Origin of the sequence: Mesorhizobium sp. WSM4310, assembly GCF_007003935.1 — a bacterium.
In the GTDB taxonomy this organism is placed as follows: Bacteria; Pseudomonadota; Alphaproteobacteria; order Rhizobiales; family Rhizobiaceae; genus Mesorhizobium.
In genome coordinates, this window is the sequence record NZ_VFTA01000006.1 from 195,039 (window position 1) to 214,449 (window position 19,411).

Genomic DNA, 19,411 nt, shown 5'->3' on the forward strand with positions numbered 1-19,411 from the left:
GAAAAAGCGCGTCGCGCTTTGCCTCGGGAATTGCGTTGGAACAAAAAGCTGGAGCGGTTCGCCGTTTCCATGAAACAATGAACAGCCCTGGAGCGTGGGACAAGGTGGGGATGGCAGTCACTCGGCGGCCGCCTTGGCCTTGCCGCCGCGTTCGGGCGAGATGCCTTCGAGCGTTGTCGTCAGCCGGTTGCGGATGGTGGCGATGCGGGTCGGGCTGTCGATCTTCTGGCCGGTGAGGTCCGTGACATAGAAGGTGTCGATGACCTTTTCGCCGAAAGTGGTGATGTGTGCCGATGCGATGTCGAGCGACAGGTCGGACAGCGTGCCGGTGATCTCCGACAGCAGGCCCGGGCGGTCGAGCCCCTCGACCTCGATGACCGAAAACCGGTTCGAGAGCGTATTGCGGATTTCGGCGCGTGGCGGGATCTTGAACACCTTGGCGCCGCGCTTTGGCTTGGTGCGCTTCTCGATCATCTCCGGCAGCCAGCTCTTGCCCGACAGCACGTCCTCGATCAGCCGGCCAACACGCTCGGCGCGCCGGCGTTCGTCCTCGTCACGGTCGAATTCCCTCGAAATCAGGATGGTGTCGAGCGCGCGGCCGTCGGCGGTGGTGAAGATCTGCGCGTCGACGATATTGCCGCCGGCGCCGACGCATGCCCCGGCAATGACCGAGAGGAGACGGGGATGGTCCTGCGCCAGCACGGTGATTTCGGTCACCGCCTCGAACTGGTGGGTCTTGACCATGGTGGCGAGCTTCTTGCCGGCGGCGTCGGCCTCGCGGACGAATTCGGCGTGGCGCAGCTGATCCGGCAGGTCGACGGTCAGCAGGTAGTTCTCGTAATGCAGCCCGACATAGCGCTTGCGGTCCTTGCCGGACCAGTCGGCGAGCGCCTCGGCCAGGCGTTCGCGCGCCGCCGCCGTGCGCTTGGCGCGCGACACTTCCGAAAAACCGCCGGTCAGCAGCAGTTCTGTCTCGTAATAGAGCGTGCGCAGCAACTGGCCCTTCCAGCCGTTCCACACACCCGGCCCGACACCCCTGATGTCGCAGACGGTGAGGACCAACAGCAGCTTCAGCCGCTCGACCGACTGCACGATCGAGGCGAAATCCTCGATGGTCTTGCGGTCGTTGAGGTCGCGGGTCTGCGCCGTCATCGACATGACGAGGTGGTTCTCGACCAGCCAGGCGACGGTTTCCGTGTCCGCCACCGACATCCCCATATGCGGGCAGATGCGCCGTGCGATGCGGGCGCCGGCCTCGGAATGATCTTCCGGCCTGCCCTTGGCGATGTCGTGCAGCAAGACGGCGACATAAAGCGCCTCGCGGCTCTTCTTGAGGCCGGGCATCAGCGAATGCGACAGCGGATGCACCTTTTCGCCATCGCCGCGCTCGATCTCGGCCAGCACGCCGATGCAGCGGATCAGGTGCTCGTCGACCGTGTAGTGGTGGTACATTGAGAACTGCATCATGGCGACGATCTTGCCGAAATCGGGGATCAGCCTGCCCAGCAGCCCGGCCTCGTTCATGCGCCGCAGATTGAGTTCGGCATTGCGGTCCGAGGTCAATATGTCGAGGAACAGCCGGTTGGCCTCTTCGTCGCGCCGCAGCGATTTGTTGACCAGGCCGAGCGAGCGGGTGAGCAGTTTCAGCGCATCGGGATGGAATTCCAGCCCGTGCTTGTCGGCGAACCAGAACAGCCTGAGCAGGTTGACCGGATCGCGCTCGAACACCTGGTCGTCGGCGATGTTGATGCGGTGGTTGTCGACAATGAAATCGGAAGTGCCGGCAAGCTTGCGCTTGCGGCGCTGGAAGGTGAGGAAGATGCGGTTGAAGCCGGGAACGTGCTTGGCTTGTTCCTCTTCGAGCGCCGCGCAGAAGATGCGGGTCAGGTCGCCGACATCCTTGGCGACGAGGAAATAGTGCTTCATGAAGCGCTCGACCGCCGACAGGCCGGGATGGGTGGTGTAGCCGAGCCGCTCGGCGATCTCGCGCTGGATGTCGAAATGCAGCCGCTCCTCGGCCTTGCCGGTGAGGAAATGCATGTGGCAGCGCACCGCCCACAGGAAGTCCTCGGCCTTCTGGAACTCGCGGTACTCGGCCTCGGTGAAGACGCCCTTTTCGACCAGTTCCTCGCCGGTGCGCACGCGGTAGAAATACTTGCCGATCCAGAACAGCGTCTGCAGGTCGCGCAGGCCGCCCTTGCCGTCCTTGACGTTGGGTTCGACCAGATAGCGGCTTTCGCCGGCCTTGGCATGGCGATCGTCACGTTCGGCAAGTTTGGCCTGGACATATTCGGGGCCGGTCGTGCGCACCACCTCGTGGTCGAAGCGCACCATCAGCTCGTCATAGAGCTTGCGTTCGCCCCACAGGAACCGCGCCTCGAGGATCGAGGTCCGGATGGTGATGTCGGTGCGCGACAGCCGCAGGCACTCATCGATGTTGCGGGTGGCGTGGCCGACCTTCAAGCCGAGATCCCACAGCATGTAGAGCATGTATTCGACGGTCTGTTCGCCCCACGGCGTCTGCTTGTAGGGCAAGAGGAACAGCAGATCGATGTCGGATCCCGGCGCCAGTGTGCCGCGGCCATAGCCGCCGACCGCCACGACGGCCATGCGTTCGGCCGACGAACGGTTCTTCACGCGGTACACATGCGTCGCCGCGAAATCGTAAAGCGCCCGGATCAGATCATCCATCAAATGCGACAATCGCTCGGCGCAGGCATTGCCGCCGCCATCCTGCTTCAGCATGGCCTCGGCAATCCTTCGGCCTTCGGCGAGCCGGGCCTTGAGAAGCTGCAGCACGCCGGCGCGGGCGGCGGGTCCCGAACCATCACCCGCCGTGGCCGTCGTCAGCGCGGTCATCTCGCGGCGCAAGGCTTCGCCGTCGATCAGTTCATCGAGCTTCAGGGAGATTTTCGCCATAGGTATCAGTCGGCCTTGCCATTTGGGCGGCGTCTATAGCGTGTTTTCGCGGCGCTGGGTATGGGGCCCGCTGATGGCCCGGCAAGCGACTTATTCCGATGCCTCGACCGGATCGAGGGGAACGACGATCCGTTGCCGGAATCTGCAGAAATCGGCGATCCACCGTGCGGTTCGCCCGGCCTCTCTGCTGATTCTCACGGCCATCGGCTTCCTCTGCCTTGCCATAAGCCCGCTCGCGGTCCGCGCGGCATCGCGTTCCTGGTCAAGCAGGCTCGCCAGCCTTCCGTCGACGAATTGATCCTGTGCGCAGAGCGCCGGAACAAGTTGGTAGATGGTCTTGCCGGCCGACATGATGGGGTTGAAGATGAGATCATCGACAGCAATGTTGGCCTGCGCCGTTGCCTGCAGAAAATCGCGTGCCGTTCGCCGCGAGAGCAGATAGCCGCCCGCCCCCGGATGGCCCTTGCGGAGACGGAACATGGAAAAACCATGCCCGGCAGGGGTCCTTCTCCTCTGGATCACGGTTCTGGAGAAGAACGTCTCGAGCTTCACGACATCGGCGTCCGCCGGCACCCAACTCGTATCGCCCAGCAACGCCCCGGCCTTACTGGAGAAGACCATGTCGTCCTCGAACACGGCGCCGTATGGGGCCCCGTCCTGTGCAATGATCGTCCAGCAGGCTCGATGACTGTGCAGGCAGGCGATTTCACTGCCGGAGAGCGGCCGGGTGGCGTGTATTGCGTGCTGCGGCTGCAGCATCAGGTCGGGATGTTCCTTGCCATCGATCCCCGCGACCCGCTCGAACCCAATGCGGATGCGGGCGAATTCCCTCGACATGTGAGCAAGCCGCTCGGGAGATCGATCGAGGTTGATGACCAGACGCTTCATTTTCACGAGCTATTTTTTCGAAACCCTTGCTTCCACGGAACCGGCGTGAACCGCCAAGCACCGCAGGAGCCTTCTAGCACGGGGGACGCTACGATTTGTTGATCTTTTCCGGCGTGAATATCATGCCGCAAGGAGAGAGCCAACAGAGAGCCAAGCTCTCAAGGCCAGCCTGATTTCCCGGGAGATTGCGCCCGATGTCGGGAACGCCGGATTGAAGACGAGATCATCGGCTACGCGCAGGCCGGTGCGGTAGCGTCGAGGACGTCGCGTGCCATTTGCCTCGACATGATGCAGCCGCCGGTAACGGGCGAGCGGCCAATGCCGGGCTGGAAACGAAAAAATCGGAACAGCCCTTGACCTTCCAGTTACTGGAAGCACTACCTCCGCAATCAGGCAGAGGCATAGAGGCATTTTGGAATGACGCACCCAGACCATGACCATCGCGGCGATCACCACGCACATGGCCCGCACGGCAGCTGTTGCGTGCCGAACGGTGCCGATGCGCCAGCCGTTCTGCGCGATCCGGTCTGCGGCATGACCGTGGATCCAGCCGCCGGCAAGCCGACATCGGAGCATGGCGGCCGCCTCTATCATTTCTGCAGCGAGCGCTGCCGTTCGAAATTCCAGGCCGAGCCGGAGCAATACCTGACGGCCACCGACCCCGTCTGTGGTATGAGCGTCGAACGTGGCACAGCCAGGCACTTCGCGCGCCATGAAGGCCAGGGCTTCTATTTCTGTTCCGCCGGCTGCAAGGCGAAATTCGAGGCGGCACCGCAGACCTATCTCGGCGACAGGCCGGCACTGCCGCCCGCGCCCAAGGGCACGCAGTATACCTGCCCGATGCATCCCCAAATCGTCCGCGACAAGCCCGGCTCCTGCCCGATCTGCGGCATGGCGCTTGAGCCGATGGGCGTGCCATCGGGCGATGAGGGGCCAAATCCCGAACTGGTCGATTTCACCAGGCGGTTCTGGGTCAGCGCGGTCCTGTCGGTCCCGCTTCTGATCGTCGCGATGGCGCCGATGATTGGTGTGTCGTTCGAAAGCTGGGTCGATGATCGCACAAAGGTCTGGATAGAATTGCTCCTGGCAAGCCCGGTGGTGCTCTGGGCCGCTTTTCCCTTCTTCCACCGTGGCTGGGAGTCTGTCCTCAACCGCAGCCCCAACATGTGGACGCTGATTTCGCTGGGCGTCGGCGCGGCCTACCTCTACAGCGTCGTCGCCACCCTGTTTCCCGACATCTTCCCGCATCAGTTCCGCGGCCATGGCGGGGCTGTGCCGGTCTATTTCGAGGCCGCCGCCGTCATTGTCGCGCTGGTTTTCCTCGGCCAGGTGCTGGAACTGCGTGCCCGCGAAAAGACCGGCTCGGCAATCCGCGCCTTGCTCGATCTGGCGCCGAAGACCGCGCGGCGTATGGCCGAAGACGGTTCCGAGACCGATGTGCCGCTGGACAGCGTCAAGGCTGGCGATCGCCTGCGCATCCGGCCCGGTGATGCGGTGCCGGTCGACGGCACGGTGCTCGAAGGCCGCTCCTCCATCGACGAATCGATGATCACGGGCGAGCCGCTGCCGGTCGAAAAGGCCGAGGGCGATGCTCTCACCGGCGGCACGCTCAACAGGCAGGGTTCGCTGATCATGCGCGCCGAACGGATCGGCGCGGAGACCACGCTGGCGCGCATTGTCGAACTCGTCGCCAAGGCACAGCGCTCGCGCGCGCCGATCCAGGGATTGGCCGACCGCGTTTCCTTCTACTTTGTCCCGGCCGTCGTCCTTGTCGCCGTCGTGGCCTTCATCGCCTGGGCCGTCTTCGGTCCCGAGCCCAGCCTGATCTTCGCCATCGTCTCGGCGGTCTCGGTGCTGATCATCGCCTGTCCCTGTGCGCTTGGCCTCGCCACGCCGATGTCGATCATGACCGCCACCGGGCGCGGGGCGCATGCAGGCGTGCTGATCAAGGAAGCCGCCGCGCTCGAACGCTTCGCCTCCGTCGACACGCTGATCGTCGACAAGACCGGCACGCTGACCGAGGGCAGGCCGAAACTGACGGATGTCATCGCGGCAGACGGCTTTTCCGAAGACGATTTGCTGGGGCACGCCGCGAGCCTGGAGAAGGGCTCGGAACATCCGCTGGCCGAGGCCATCGTCGAGGGCGCCGCGGCGCGCGGAGCGGCCGTCACCGACGCCGGCGATTTCGAGGCGGTTACCGGCAAGGGTGTTTCCGGCACGGTGTCGGGCAAGGCCATGGCGCTCGGCAATGCCGCGATGATGGGCGATCTCGGCGTCGATGTCTCTTTCCTTGCGGCCAGCGCAGAAGCGCTGCAGGGCGACGGCAAGACGGCGATGTTCGTCGCTGTCGGCGGCAGGCTGGCCGGCATCGTCGCCGTCGCCGATCCCATCAAGGCGACCACCCCCGAGGCGATCAAGGCGCTGCATGACAGCGGCCTCAGGATCATCATGGCGACCGGCGACAATGAGCGCACGGCCAACGCAATCGCCAAAAGCCTCGGCATCGACGAGGTTCGCGCCGGCCTGTTGCCGGAACAGAAGGCAGCCCTGGTCGAGGAACTGCGCGGCAGGGGCGCCGGTGTCGCCATGGCCGGCGACGGCGTCAACGATGCGCCGGCCTTGGCCAGCGCCGATGTCGGCATTGCCATGGGCACCGGCGCCGATGTCGCGGTCGAAAGCGCCGGCATCACTTTGGTCAAGGGCGACCTCAACGGCATCGTCCGCGCCCGCACCTTGGCCCAGGCGACGATCGGCAACATCCGCCAGAACCTGTTCTTCGCCTTCCTCTACAATGTGCTTGGCGTGCCGGTCGCCGCGGGCGTGCTCTATCCGATCACCGGCATGCTCTTGTCGCCGATGCTGGCGGCGGCGGCGATGAGCCTGTCCTCCGTCTCGGTCATTGCCAACGCATTGCGGCTGCGGACGTTGAAACTCTGATCCAAACCCCCAAATACGAAACCCCCAGATACCGAACCAAAGCAACAGGAGACCATGAATGACCTTGGCCAAGAAACTCGTGCTTTTGCTGATGGCGGCCGGAATGCTGATCGCCGTCTTCCTCGAAAGCGTTCCGGCGCAGAGCGAAGAGATGAAACACGACATGGCTGGGATGTCGATGGGCACCACCGGCCCTTCGACCGAAGGCTACAAGGCGGCGATGGACAAGATGCATGCCGACATGATGGCGTCGCAATACACCGGCAATGCCGATGTCGATTTCGTCCGCGGCATGATCCCGCACCATCAGGGCGCCATCGACATGGCCAAGGTCGAGCTTGCCAACGGCAAGGACCCGGAAATCCGCAAGCTCGCCGAAGGCGTCATCGCCGCGCAGGAAGCCGAGATCAAGCAGATGCAGGACTGGCTCGCCGCGCATCCGGTCAAGTGAGCCTTTCGCGACGGTTAGATTTGGGCGACAACGCCTCTGGATTTTCTCGCCCGTCCTGTGATGCGATTCGGCCTCGAACGGAGCCTGCCATGCCATCGACCATCAGAACCACCACGCTGCCCTCTGGCGAAGCGGTTCAGGTGCTCGGCCAGGGCACGTGGAAGATGGGTGAGGATTCGCGCCGCCGTGCCGATGAGGTCAACGCTCTCAAACTCGGCCTCGACCTTGGCCTCACGCTGATCGACACCGCCGAAATGTATGCCAGCGGCGGCGCCGAGGAAGTGGTGGCGCAAGCCATTGCCGGGCGCCGCGCCGAGGTCTTCGTGGTCTCGAAGGTTCTGCCGTCGAACGCATCGCGCGCGGGCGTGCAGCGCGCCTGCGAGAACAGCCTCAAGCGCCTGCGCACCGACCGCATCGATCTCTACCTCCTGCATTGGCCGGGCAGTGTGCCTTTGGCCGAGACGGTCGAGGCCTTCGAGGCCTTGAAGAAGGCCGGCAAGATCCGCCATTGGGGCGTCAGCAATTTCGACACCGAGGACATGGAGGACTTGGCCGGCTTGCCCGATGGCGGCAACGTCCAGACCAACCAGGTGCTTTACAATCTGGTCCGGCGCGGCCCCGAATTCGATCTGGCGCCCTGGAGCCGCAGGCGCGGCATTCCCCTGATGGCCTATTCGCCGGTCGAGCAGGGCGCGCTGGCGCGCAATGCCAGGCTCGATGCCGTCGCCGACCGCCACAATGCGACCGCGGCACAAATCGCCTTGGCCTGGGTAATGCATCAGGACGGCGTCATCGCCATTCCGAAGGCCAGCAGCCAGGAGCACGTCCGCCAGAATTTCGCGGCGCTCCACATCGAGCTTACGGGCGAGGATCTCGCCGACCTCGACCGCGCCTTTCCGCCGCCAACACGCAGGCGCGGCCTGGAGATGATCTGACTACTTCCCCGCCAGTCCCTTCAGCCGGTAAAGCGCTTCCAGCGCTTCCCTCGGCGTCATCTCGTCTGGATTGATGTCGCCGAGGGCAGCGCCGAGCGCGTCGCTCTTCACCGGCTTCGGCGCTTCCCGCTTCACCGCCACGGAAAACAGCGGCAGGTCGTCGACCAGCCGGTTGGTCTTGCCGGAAACCTCGCCTTCCTCCAGCTGGTGGAGCACCTGCTTGGCGCGGTCGACCACCGCCTCCGGCAGGCCTGCGAGCCGCGCCACCTGCACGCCGTAGGAGCGGTCGGCGGCACCCTTGCCGACCTCGTGCAGGAAGACGACGTCGCCTTCCCATTCCTTGACCCGCATGGTGACGTTGTGGAGCCGCGCCAGTTTGCCGGCCAGCGAGGTCATTTCGTGGAAATGGGTGGCGAAGATCGCCCGGCAGCGGTTCTTCTCATGCAGATATTCCACTGCCGCCCATGCGATCGACAAGCCGTCGAAGGTGGCGGTGCCGCGGCCGATCTCGTCGAGGATCACCAGCGCCCGTTCGCCGGCCTGGTTGAGGATCGCCGCCGTCTCGACCATCTCGACCATGAAGGTCGAGCGGCCGCGCGCCAGATCGTCCGAAGCGCCGACGCGCGAGAACAGCCGGTCGACGACGCCGATATGGGCCGATGCCGCCGGCACGAAGGAGCCGGTTTGGGCCAAGATGGCGATCAGCGCGTTTTGCCGCAGAAACGTCGATTTACCGCCCATGTTGGGGCCGGTTAGCAGCCAGATCGCGCCGTTCTTGCCGTTCCCTTCCGGCGACAGGTCGCAATCATTGGCGACGAACGGTCCCTCGCCCGAACGGCGCAAGGCCTGCTCGACCACCGGATGACGGCCACCTGATATCTCGAAGGCAAGGCTCGAATCCACCACCGGCCGGCACCAGGCTTCGCTTTCCGAAAGCAACGCAAGTGCCGCCGAGACATCGATCGCTGCCAGCGCATCGGCGCCGGCACGGATCTTTTCCGCCTCGCCGACGGCTTGCGCCGTCAGCGCATCGAACGCTGCCAGCTCGATGCTGAGCGCCCGGTCTGCGGCGTTGGCGATCTTGGTCTCGAGTTCGGCAAGCTCCGTCGTGGTGAAGCGCATGGCATTGGCCATGGTCTGGCGGTGGATGAAGCGCGCCTTGGCGCCATCGCTGCCGGTCATGACCGTGTGGTGATTGGCGGTCACCTCGATGTAGTAACCCAGCACGTTGTTGTGCCGGATTTTCAGCGAACGGATGCCGGTCTCCTCGATCAGCGAGCGCTCCAGCCCGGCGATCACTTTTCGCGATTCGTCGCGCAGCGCCCGCATCTCGTCGAGTTCCGGGTGATAGCCGCCGCGCAGGAAGCCGCCGTCGCGCTTGAGCAGCGGCAATTCCTCGCCGAGCGCCTGGGTCAGATGCTGGGCAAGCGCCTGCGGCAGCGCCTGGATGGCGGCCATCGCCTCCGCCAGTTCCTGGGGCAGGGCGGTCGCGGCGAAGATTTCGACGATGGCGCCGGCCGCCTCGAAACCGGCGCGTAGCGCGCCGAGGTCGCGCGGGCCGCCGCGGTTGAGCGCCAGCCGCGACAGCGCGCGCGGCATGTCGGCGACGCTTTTCAGGCTCGTCCGCACCGCCTGGCAAAGCCGGGTTTCGGAGCGGAAGAACGACACCGAATCCAGGCGCGCGCCGATCGCCGCCGGGTCGGTCAGCGGCGCCATCAGCCGGTCGGCGAGCAGCCTTGCGCCGCCGCCGGTCACCGTGCGGTCGATCGCCTTGAACAGCGAGCCCTCGCGACTGCCCGACAGCGTGCGTAAGAGCTCGAGATTGCCGCGCGTCGCCGGATCGATGAACAGGGTCGAGCCCTGCTCCTCGCGCTCGGGCCGCGACAAAGGCGGGCGCTCGGCTTTCTGCGTCTTCTCGACATAGGCGATGGCGCCGGAGATCGCCGACAGTTCGGCGCGCGAAAACGTACCAAAGCTGTCCGGCGTCGCCACCTCGAAGAAGCGGGCGATGCGCCCGGTGGCCGAGGCCGAATCAAACAGCGATGGCGGCTGCGGGTTGGCGACGCGGCCGAGCACGGCGAACACCGGCCTCAGCTCGGGATCATGGAACACCGGCTCGGCGACGATCAGCTCGCGCGGATCGACGCGGAAGATGTCGGCCAGCAGCCGGTCGGCGGTGGTCTCGGCAACGCGGAAGGCGCCGGTCGAGATGTCGATCCAGGCAATTGCGAAGGCATGGTCGCTGCCGCCCTTCACCCGCCCCAGCGCCATCAGGAAGCTCGATTCCGACGGCGCCAGCAATTTGTCCTCGGTGATGGTGCCCGGCGTCACCAGCCGCACCACGTCGCGGCGCACCACCGATTTGGAGCCGCGCTTCTTCGCTTCGGCCGGATCTTCGATCTGCTCGCAGACGGCGACGCGGAATCCCTGGCCGATCAGCTTCTGCAGATAGTCGTCGGCCGCATGCACCGGCACGCCGCACATCGGGATATCGTGGCCCTGGTGCTTGCCGCGCTTGGTCAGGACGATGCCCAGCGCCCGGCTCGCCTTTTCGGCGTCGTCGAAGAACAGCTCGTAGAAATCGCCCATGCGGTAGAACAAGAGCGAATCCGGGTTCGCCGCCTTGATCTCGATGAACTGCTCCATCATCGGCGTGACGGCGGCCGTGCCGGGCTGGGGCGGCGTCATCACCTCGGGGGCGTCGGGCTCATTGGCTATGTGCATGTTCATGGCGCGGCACGCTAGCAGATGTGGTGGCCGGGTTTAATGCCGGGGCTTCGAAAAGCAGGGGAAGACCGAGGCGATGGTTTGCAAGCAATTGCCCGTCGGCCTGCGATTCCCGCGCGCTGGCGGTTTACACGCGGCGGCGCGTGGTCTTAATTCGGACCGAAACAAAGCACCCGCTTCAAGGAGGTGCTGCACCGGCGAGGAAATCGAAAAGCATCATGGCCAGGAAAACCGAGAACAACGGTCCGTCCGTCAGCGCGCAGGAAGCGCTCGAATTTCACGCGATGGGCCGGCCCGGCAAGCTGGAGATCGTCGCCACCAAGCCGATGACGACGCAGCGCGATCTGAGCCTCGCCTATTCGCCGGGCGTCGCCGTGCCGGTACGCGCCATCGCCGAGGACCCCAGCCGCGCCTTCGACTACACGACGCGCGGCAACATGGTGGCCGTCATCTCCAACGGCACCGCCATCCTTGGCCTCGGCAATCTCGGCGCGCTGGCCTCCAAGCCGGTGATGGAAGGCAAGGCGGTGCTGTTCAAGCGCTTCGCCGATGTCGATTCCATCGATCTCGAGGTCGACACCGAGGATGCCGACGAGTTCATCAACTGCGTGCGCTTCCTCGGACCCTCCTTCGGCGGCATCAACCTGGAAGACATCAAGGCGCCGGAATGCTTCATCATCGAGCAGCGCCTGCGCGAACTGATGGACATCCCGGTCTTCCACGACGACCAGCACGGCACCGCCATCATCTCGTCCGCCGGGCTGATCAACGCGCTGGAGATCACCGGCCGCGACATGAAGACCACGAAGATGGTCTGCAACGGTGCGGGTGCCGCCGGCATCGCCTGTATCGAGCTGATGAAAGCGATGGGCTTCGCGCCCGAAAACATCATCCTGTGCGACACCAAGGGCGTGGTCTTCCAGGGCCGCACCGAAGGCATGAACCAGTGGAAATCGGCGCATGCGGTCAAGACCGAGGCACGCAGCCTTGCCGAGGCGCTCGACGGCGCCGACGTCTTCCTCGGCCTCTCGGCCAAGGGGGCGCTGACCACCGCCATGGTGCAGTCGATGGGCAAGAACCCGATCATCTTCGCCATGGCCAACCCCGACCCGGAAATCACCCCGGAGGAAGTGGCCGAGATCCGCACCGACGCCATCATGGCGACGGGCCGTTCGGACTATCCGAACCAGGTCAACAACGTGCTCGGCTTCCCCTACATCTTCCGCGGCGCGCTGGATGTGCGGGCCACCACCATCAATGACGACATGAAGATCGCCGCGGCCCGCGCGCTCGCCGAGCTGGCGCGCCAGGACGTGCCCGACGACGTCGCCGCCGCCTATCAGGGCAACCGGCCGAGATTCGGCCCCAACTACATCATTCCGGTGCCGTTCGACCCGCGGCTGATCTCGGCCATTCCGCTAGCGGTGGCCAAGGCGGCGATGGAGTCGGGCGTCGCCCGCAAGCCGATCCTCGATCTCGACCGCTATGCGCAGGAACTGTCGGCTCGCCGCGACCCGATCGCCTCTACCCTGCAGCGCATCTACGACCGCGTGCGCCGCCAGCCCAAGCGCATCGTCTTCGCCGAGGGCGAGGAGGAGCAGGTGATGCGCGCCGCCGTCTCCTATGTGAACCAGCGCCTCGGCACCGCCATCCTGCTTGGCCGCGACGATGTCATCAAGGAAAACGCCAAGCACGCCGGCATCGACCTCAACAAGCAAGGCATCGAGATCATCAATGCAAGGCTGTCGCGCCGCAACGGCATCTACACCGACTATCTCTACGAGCGCATGCAGCGCAAAGGTTTCCTGTTCCGCGATTGCCAGCGGCTGATCAACAACGACCGCAACCATTTCGCCGCCTGTATGGTGGCGCTGGGCGACGCCGACGGCATCGTCACCGGCGTCACCCGTAACTATTCCACCGCGCTCGACGACATCCGCCGCGTCATCGACGCCAAGCCCGGCCACCGCGTCATCGGCGTCTCGATCGTGCTGGCGCGAGGTAAAACCGTCCTCGTTGCCGACACCGCCGTGCACGACATGCCCAATGCCGAGCAGATCGCCGACATCGCCGAGGAGGCGGCAGGCTTCGCCCGCCGCATGGGCTATGAGCCGAGGCTCGCCATGCTCGCCTATTCCACCTTCGGCCACCCGCAAGGAGAGCGGTCCGAGCGTGTCCAGGAGGCAGTGCGCATCCTCGACAAGCGCCGCGTCGATTTCGAATATGACGGCGAAATGGCCGCCGATGTCGCGCTGAATGCCCGGGCGATGGCGCAATACCCGTTCATCCGCCTCACCGGCCCGGCCAATGTGCTAATCATGCCGGCCTTCCACTCGGCCTCGATCTCCACCAAGATGTTGCAGGAACTCGGCGGCTCGACAGTGATCGGCCCGCTACTGGTCGGCCTGAACAAACCGGTGCAGATCGTCTCGCTGAATGCCAAGGATTCGGACATCGTCAACATGGCCGCGATCGCGGCCTATACGGCGGGGACTTGAGGGGCGGTCCGCGTGGAAGGCGGAAGCTAACGATCTGGCTCTTCGAACCCGGCGGCTCGAAACGCCGCCGGCTCCCCATAACAGATTGATAAGATTCAGCTGATATAGGGAAGCTCTTGCCGACATGCCGTAACGGCATCCACGGCGCGCTCAGACCGCTAAATGGGGGTGCGGCCATGAAGCATGACGGAGTTTCCGTATCCACGGTCGGCCCAGTGGTCTACCACGACGAGCGGCTGGACGCCTTGCTCAGCATCACCGGCCGTATGGACGGTTATCTCTATCGCTGCCGCAACGACGCGTCCTACACCATGCTCTATATCAGCGACGGCATCTTCACCGTCAGCGGTTATCGGCCGAGCGATTTCATCCACAATGCGGTGCGCGACTACGTCTCAGCCATCCACCCGGATGACCTCCCGTCGGTCTATGCCGCCGTCGACGCCGCGCTCGAGGCGCGCCGCAATTGGAACGTCGACTATCGCATTGTGCCGAGGGCCGGCGAACCGCTCTGGGTCCGCGAGATCGGCGGCGGTGTCTGGGACAAAGCCGGCGAACTCGAATTTCTGGAGGGCTTCGTCGTCGACATCAGCGACCGCAAGGTCGTCGAGGACCTGAACGCCCAGTTGGTCCTGGATCTGAAGATCGCCAACGAGGAACTCTCGGCGCAAAAGCGCGAGATCGAGGTGGCGAAGCAGCAGAGCGACCATTCGGCCAACCACGATGCCTTGACCGACCTGCCCAACCGGCGTGCCTTCCACAACGAGCTCAGATCGGTCGTCACCCGCTGCGGCGCCACCGGCGAGGCGGCCGGGTTGCTGTTCATCGATCTCGACCGGTTCAAGGAAGTCAATGACACGCTTGGCCACGAGGCCGGCGATGCGCTGCTGCAGCGCGTGTCGAGCCAGCTTCGCTCGATCCTGCGCAGCGCCGATTTCGTCGCCCGGCTCGGCGGCGACGAGTTCGCCTTCCTGTTCTCGGCCGACACCGAGCTGGCACGGCAGAAGGCCGTGCGCGTCGCCGAACGCATCCTGGAAAGGTTGCGGATCAAGGTTCCCACGCCCAATGGCGCCATCCAGGTCGGCTGCACCGTCGGCGTGGCCATGTATCCGGCGGAAGCTGGCGACTCCGAAGCGCTGATCGCGCTCGCCGACCGGCTGATGTACATCGGCAAGAAGAGCGGCCGAAATCGGCTGGTCACCGCCAGCGAAATGGCGCCGCAACAGCCGTCGTCCAGGCCTCGCCTTCGCAAGACGGCCTAGTTATCGCCAAGAACTGTGCCGACTCCAAAATCCAAGGGATGACCGCGCCGGCTTCAGCCCGGCGCGAACGCCCGTGCCGCTTCGACGACGTCCTCGATCTGGTCCTGCCGCAGCAGGTCGATCGGAATGCGGCCGTCGAGTTGTGCTGCCGGGCGCGTCAGCCACAGCCAGGCGAGCCTCGCATTGCCGATCAGCGACTGCACGTCGCTTATGCCCGCGACCGGCCTGCCGTCGACGAATTGCGCCAGCGGAAAAACGTGCTTGCGGCTGCCCTTGCGCAAGGCGATGACATCGCCGCGCCTTTGCCAGCGGTGCAGGGTCGAGCGGGCGATGCGCAGATTCTCTTCCAGATAGGTCGAGCCGGCGACACGGCCGGCCCAGTCCTCGATCAGCATCGATTCCAGGTCGTCGGACCGTGGCGGCGCGGCAAGCGTTTCATCGGCCGGCAAAGCCGTCGGCATATCGGTGGAGCCGGCCTCGCTGCGGCGCGCGGCTTCCGCCGCCAGAGCGCGCACGAATTTCGAGGCAAGGCCGGGAAGGTCGGCATGGATGGCGTCGATGGCGCGCTGGTGCTTCGGCGACAGCAAGGTGACGGCGGATGCTATGCTGCCGGCGATCTTGCCGACCGAGACCACGGTGGACTGGTTTATGGCCTCGTCATAATGGGCAAGCGCGCGTTCGACGTCCTCCGCGACCATCTCCGCGAAGTCGTCCTGTCCAAGACCGGTTGTCTGAAATCTGCTCATGCACATGTCTTCCGGCCGCGCGCTCCTCCCTCAGCCGCGGCCGATTGCTGAATTTCTACTGCGGAAAACGGAAATCATGGCGGCGACGGGTCACGCCGCCCGACAGCTTGCTGTCTTGCATCTTTTCAACATCCCATCTGACTGCGGGCGCCCCGAAATGTCAGTCACGGGACGCTCTCGATTTCGTCTAGGAGCGGTATGTGACAACTGCGCGACGGTGAGAAGCGGCTGCTACAGCAACCCAGCCAGTTCCGCCTCGCGGCGCAGGTTCTGCCTCGGCCTTGGGCCGATCTGCTGGATCACAAGACCGGCCGCCAGTGAGCCAAGGTCGCCGCAGGTCTTGAGGTCGCGGCCTTGCGTATAGCCGTGCAGGAAACCGGCGGCATAGAGGTCGCCGGCGCCCGTCGTGTCGACCAGTTCCCGGATCGCCGTCGCCTGGATCACCACGGTCTCGTCGCCGCGCACGATGACCGAGCCTTTTTCCGACCGCGTGACGGCGGCTATTCCGCAGTCCTTGCGGATCTTGGCCAGCGCCTCGTCGAAGGACGATGTCTGGTAGAGCGACTTGATCTCGTGACTGTTGGCAAAGACGATGTCGACCGTGCCCGACCGCATCAGCTCGAGGAATTCGTCGCGGTAGCGGTCGACGCAGAACGAATCCGACAGCGTCATGGAGACTTCGCGGCCTGCGGCGTGCGCCAGCCGGGCCGTCTGCCGGATCGCCTCCTTGGCGCGCGGCGGGTCCCACAGATAGCCTTCGAAATAGGTGACCTTGGCCGCAGAGGCCTTGTCGGCCTCGACATCCTCAGGCCCAAGCTCGACGCAGGCGCCGAGATAGGTGTTCATCGAGCGTTCGCCGTCGGGTGTGACGAAGATCATCGAGCGTGCCGTCGGCGGCTCGCCCTGGAGCGGCTTGGTGTCGAAGGCGACGCCCTGCGCGCGGATGTCGTGCGCGTAGATTCCGCCCAGCGCATCGTTGGAGACCTTGCCAAAGAAGGCGGCGCGTCCGCCGAAGGAGGCAACACCGGCCGCCGTGTTGCCGGCGCTGCCGCCGGAGGCTTCGATCGCCGGACCCATCCGGCTGTACAGCAGTTCGGCGCGGTGGGTGTCGATGAGGTTCATCGCGCCCTTGATGATGCCGTTGGTTTCGAGGAATGCCTCCTCGCACTGGGCGATGATGTCGACAATGGCATTGCCGATGCAAAGCACGTCATAATCCGGCATCAATGTCTCCGCCAAAAACCCGAGCCGGCTTCTTGCCACGCTGGCCGGGCGCGGGTTTAGCGATTCGCGGCGGCTTTGCCTAGGGTGTGTTGCTATTGAGGTGCTGCCGGCCTGACTTGCATTGCAACGAACCCTGGAGCGCGGCACGCCAGGCGCTACGACAATTCGACCGTGGACGAAGCATTTCGTCTGGCCGTCGCTTACAAGCTGGCTCTGCCGATTACCCATCAAAGGCAAGCCAGTCCCCATGTCTGCAAAGAACGATACGACAATCGACCTAGCCTTGCTCGGCGTGCTGGCTGTGCTGTGGGGCGCCTCCTACACCTTCATCAAGATCGGCGTCGAGACCATCCCGCCCGTCACCTTCATCGCCGCGCGCACCTTGATCGCCGGTGGCATCCTGTTGGCCATCATCCGCCGGCGCGGACTTGCCATGCCACGCGACACAGCCACCTGGCGCCGCTTCGCCTTCCAGGCCTGCCTCAACAGCGTCATACCGTTCACGCTGATCGCCGCGGCCGAGCGCTCGGTCGATGCCGGCCTCGCCACCATTCTCAACGCCACCTCGCCGATCTTCACCTTCCTGCTCACCGCTCTGATCACCCGCCATGAGCCGGTCACGGTGCGCAAGTTGATCGGTGTCGGCGCCGGCATAGCCGGAATATGCCTCATCGTCGGCACCGAGGCGTTGGGTGGCATCGGCCACGAGCTGTGGGCGCAGGTCGCCATCGTCGCGGCAACGATCTGCTATGCCGGCGCCGCCATTTTCGGCCGTGGCTTCAAGGGCCTCGATCCGATGCTGCCGGCGGCAGGCTCGATGCTGTGCGGCGCGGTCATGCTGGTGCCGCTCAGCCTGGTGGTCGACCAGCCCTGGACGCTCTCGCCATCGACGGCGTCGATCCTGGCTCTGCTCGGCCTGTCGGTGTTTTCGACCGCGCTTGCCTTCGTCATCTATTTCCGCCTCATCCACACGCTGGGTTCGGTCGGCACCACGTCACAGGCCTATCTGCGCGTGCCGATCGGCGTCGGCATCGGCGCCGTCTTCCTCGGCGAAAGTCTGGGGCCGACGGCATGGCTGGGCATGGCTTTTGTCGTGTCCGGCGTCGCGGCCATGACCATCCCGGTTAGAAAGTCGGCCTTTGCCCGATAGCGATATGCTTGTGCTCGCGGCCAGCGCTGCCTATCTCGGGAGCGTCCCGCCTGTCGGCGGTGTCCGCTGACCCGGGGGTTGAAGCACGGTGATTTTCGACGCTGCCCGCATCGCGGTCCTCGAGCTGCTCTCGCCGCCGTTTCGTGCCGTGTTCATCAAGACGCTCGGCCTGACCGTGCTGGCGCTGGTCGCCTTGTGGTTTGGCCTGACCAGTCTTGTCGAGTGGCTGGCTTTGCCATGGCTCCAGACATTGCTGCCGGGCATGCCGTCCTGGGCCGGCTGGCTTGGCGGCATCATCGCGGCCATCGCCCTTGCCTTCGGCATGGCCTTGCTCGTCGCCCCGGTCACGGCGGTGATCGCCGGCCTGTTCCTCGACGATGTCGCCGAAGTGGTCGAGCGCACCGACTATCCCCGCGACCCCGTCGGGCGCGCCATGCCGGCATTGCGCTCGCTGGTGCTGGCGATAAAATTCCTTGGCGTCGTCATCCTCGGCAACATCGTGGCGCTCATGCTCCTGCTGGTGCCCGGTATCAACATCGCCGCCTTCTTCATCGTCAACGGCTATCTGCTCGGCCGCGAATTCTTCGAATTCGCCGCGATGCGCTTTCGCCCTGAGGACGAAGCCAGGGCCTTGCGCCGGCAGTATGCCGGCACGGTGTTTCTCGCCGGGCTGGTCATAGCGGCCTTCCTTGCCGTGCCGCTGCTCAATTTGCTGACGCCGCTCTTCGCCGCCGCCATGATGGTGCATCTGCACAAGGCGGTCTCGGCGCGGGAAACCGCCGCTGACCGCGGTCGCCATATGACGGCCGCCGTTTAATCGGCGGATTTGCCGAACAGCGCCTGCAATTTGCCGAACGGCATGGCGGCGCGGGTGAAGCCGAACGTGCCGTCCTGCTGGATTTCGCGCGTCGCCGTCTCCAGCATGCCATAGGCGAAATTGGTCAGCCAGGGCCCGAGCGAAATGCGCTTCACGCCAGCCTTTGAGAGATCGGCGATGGTGAAGCCAGGTTTCGCCATGACGTTGACCGGCTTGCTGACCGCCGAACACAACGTTTTCACCATCTCGACATCGCCGATCCCAGGCGCATAGAGCACGTCGGCGCCGGCCTTCTCGAAGGCCTGCAGCCGCTTGATGGTGTCGTCGAGATCGGGCTTGCCCCACAGAAAATTCTCGGCCCGCGCGGTGAAGACGAAATCGCGTTTCAAGGCCCGAGCCGCCTCCACCGCCGCCGCGACGCGCTCGACCGCGTGGGAGAAATCATAGATCGGCCTGTCGGGATCGCCGGTGTGGTCCTCGATCGAGCAGCCGGCAAGGCCGGCCGCTTCCGCCGCGAAGATGGTTTCGGCGGCCCGCTCGGCGCTGTCGCCCTTGCCTTTCTCGAGATCGGCCGAGACCGGCAGGTCGGTCGCCGCCGTCACCTCGCGGCAGTGATGGATCATCTGCTCGAAGGTCACCGCGCCGTCCGGCAGGCCGCGCGAAAAGGCAAAGCCGGCGCTGGTCGTCGCCAGCGCCTTGAAGCCGAAGGATCCGAGCAGCTTGGTCGTGCCCGGATCCCAGGGATTGGGCATGACGAAGGTCGAGGCATGCAGGTCGCGAAAGATCTTGCCCTTGTCCATGAATGCTCCCCATCAGAAGTGTCGGGGCGGATGCTATCGCGCCGTCTTCGGCCGGGC

At 64.9% G+C, this 19,411-nt stretch carries 13 protein-coding genes; 7 read left to right on the forward strand and 6 right to left on the reverse strand.

Annotated features, from left to right (window positions below; genetic code table 11):
- Positions 1-117 precede the first annotated feature (117 nt).
- Both FJV80_RS09845 and FJV80_RS09850 read right to left on the reverse strand, forming a co-directional pair.
- Positions 118-2,919 (reverse strand): [protein-PII] uridylyltransferase, encoded by a 2,802-nt coding sequence (locus FJV80_RS09845; RefSeq protein ID WP_142876242.1) that lies wholly within the window; start codon positions 2,917-2,919, stop codon positions 118-120.
- A gap of 90 nt (positions 2,920-3,009) precedes the next feature.
- Positions 3,010-3,807: a glycosyltransferase family 25 protein gene (locus FJV80_RS09850; RefSeq protein WP_142876243.1), complete on the reverse strand. Its 798-nt coding sequence runs from the start codon at positions 3,805-3,807 to the stop codon at positions 3,010-3,012.
- Positions 3,808-4,224: 417 nt separating this feature from the next.
- Between FJV80_RS09850 and FJV80_RS09855 the strand changes: the two genes are divergently transcribed.
- From FJV80_RS09855 to FJV80_RS09865, 3 genes are all read left to right on the forward strand, one after another.
- Positions 4,225-6,744, forward strand: a complete 2,520-nt coding sequence (locus tag FJV80_RS09855; RefSeq protein WP_142876244.1) for a heavy metal translocating P-type ATPase — start codon at positions 4,225-4,227, stop codon at positions 6,742-6,744.
- A 58-nt stretch (positions 6,745-6,802) separates the two neighbouring features.
- Positions 6,803-7,195, forward strand: a complete 393-nt coding sequence (locus FJV80_RS09860) for a DUF305 domain-containing protein (protein ID WP_095787180.1) — start codon at positions 6,803-6,805, stop codon at positions 7,193-7,195.
- A gap of 89 nt (positions 7,196-7,284) precedes the next feature.
- Positions 7,285-8,130 carry an aldo/keto reductase gene (locus FJV80_RS09865; RefSeq protein WP_142876245.1) on the forward strand — a complete coding sequence of 282 codons (846 nt, stop codon included), beginning with the start codon at positions 7,285-7,287 and terminating at the stop codon, positions 8,128-8,130.
- On the opposite strand, the gene mutS is transcribed toward FJV80_RS09865, so the two are convergent.
- Positions 8,131-10,860: a DNA mismatch repair protein MutS gene (mutS, locus tag FJV80_RS09870; protein ID WP_142876246.1), complete on the reverse strand. Its 2,730-nt coding sequence runs from the start codon at positions 10,858-10,860 to the stop codon at positions 8,131-8,133.
- Positions 10,861-11,075: 215 nt separating this feature from the next.
- Here mutS and FJV80_RS09875 point away from each other — a divergent pair, with 215 nt between their 5' ends.
- Complete coding sequence (locus tag FJV80_RS09875) at positions 11,076-13,355, forward strand: NADP-dependent malic enzyme (RefSeq protein WP_095771688.1); 2,280 nt, start codon at positions 11,076-11,078, stop codon at positions 13,353-13,355.
- Positions 13,356-13,531: 176 nt separating this feature from the next.
- The gene (locus FJV80_RS09880) at positions 13,532-14,617 is read left to right on the forward strand and encodes a sensor domain-containing diguanylate cyclase (protein ID WP_142876247.1); all 1,086 of its coding nucleotides are present in this window, start codon (positions 13,532-13,534) and stop codon (positions 14,615-14,617) included.
- A gap of 53 nt (positions 14,618-14,670) precedes the next feature.
- Here FJV80_RS09880 and FJV80_RS09885 read toward each other — a convergent pair whose 3' ends face one another.
- On the reverse strand, positions 14,671-15,363 hold the full coding sequence (locus tag FJV80_RS09885; protein ID WP_142876248.1) for an antitoxin Xre/MbcA/ParS toxin-binding domain-containing protein: 693 nt from the start codon (positions 15,361-15,363) through the stop codon (positions 14,671-14,673).
- Positions 15,364-15,594: 231 nt separating this feature from the next.
- Positions 15,595-16,587, reverse strand: a complete 993-nt coding sequence (locus FJV80_RS09890) for an adenosine kinase (RefSeq protein WP_095771691.1) — start codon at positions 16,585-16,587, stop codon at positions 15,595-15,597.
- Positions 16,588-16,834: 247 nt separating this feature from the next.
- Here FJV80_RS09890 and FJV80_RS09895 point away from each other — a divergent pair, with 247 nt between their 5' ends.
- The gene (locus FJV80_RS09895; protein ID WP_142876249.1) at positions 16,835-17,737 is read left to right on the forward strand and encodes an EamA family transporter; all 903 of its coding nucleotides are present in this window, start codon (positions 16,835-16,837) and stop codon (positions 17,735-17,737) included.
- A gap of 88 nt (positions 17,738-17,825) precedes the next feature.
- Positions 17,826-18,554, forward strand: a complete 729-nt coding sequence (locus FJV80_RS09900; RefSeq protein ID WP_142876250.1) for a sulfate transporter family protein — start codon at positions 17,826-17,828, stop codon at positions 18,552-18,554.
- Here FJV80_RS09900 and FJV80_RS09905 read toward each other — a convergent pair.
- Positions 18,551-19,354 (reverse strand): oxaloacetate decarboxylase, encoded by an 804-nt coding sequence (locus tag FJV80_RS09905; protein ID WP_095771694.1) that lies wholly within the window; start codon positions 19,352-19,354, stop codon positions 18,551-18,553. The two genes, FJV80_RS09900 and FJV80_RS09905, sit on opposite strands and share 4 nt — an antisense overlap.
- Positions 19,355-19,411: the final 57 nt, after the last annotated feature.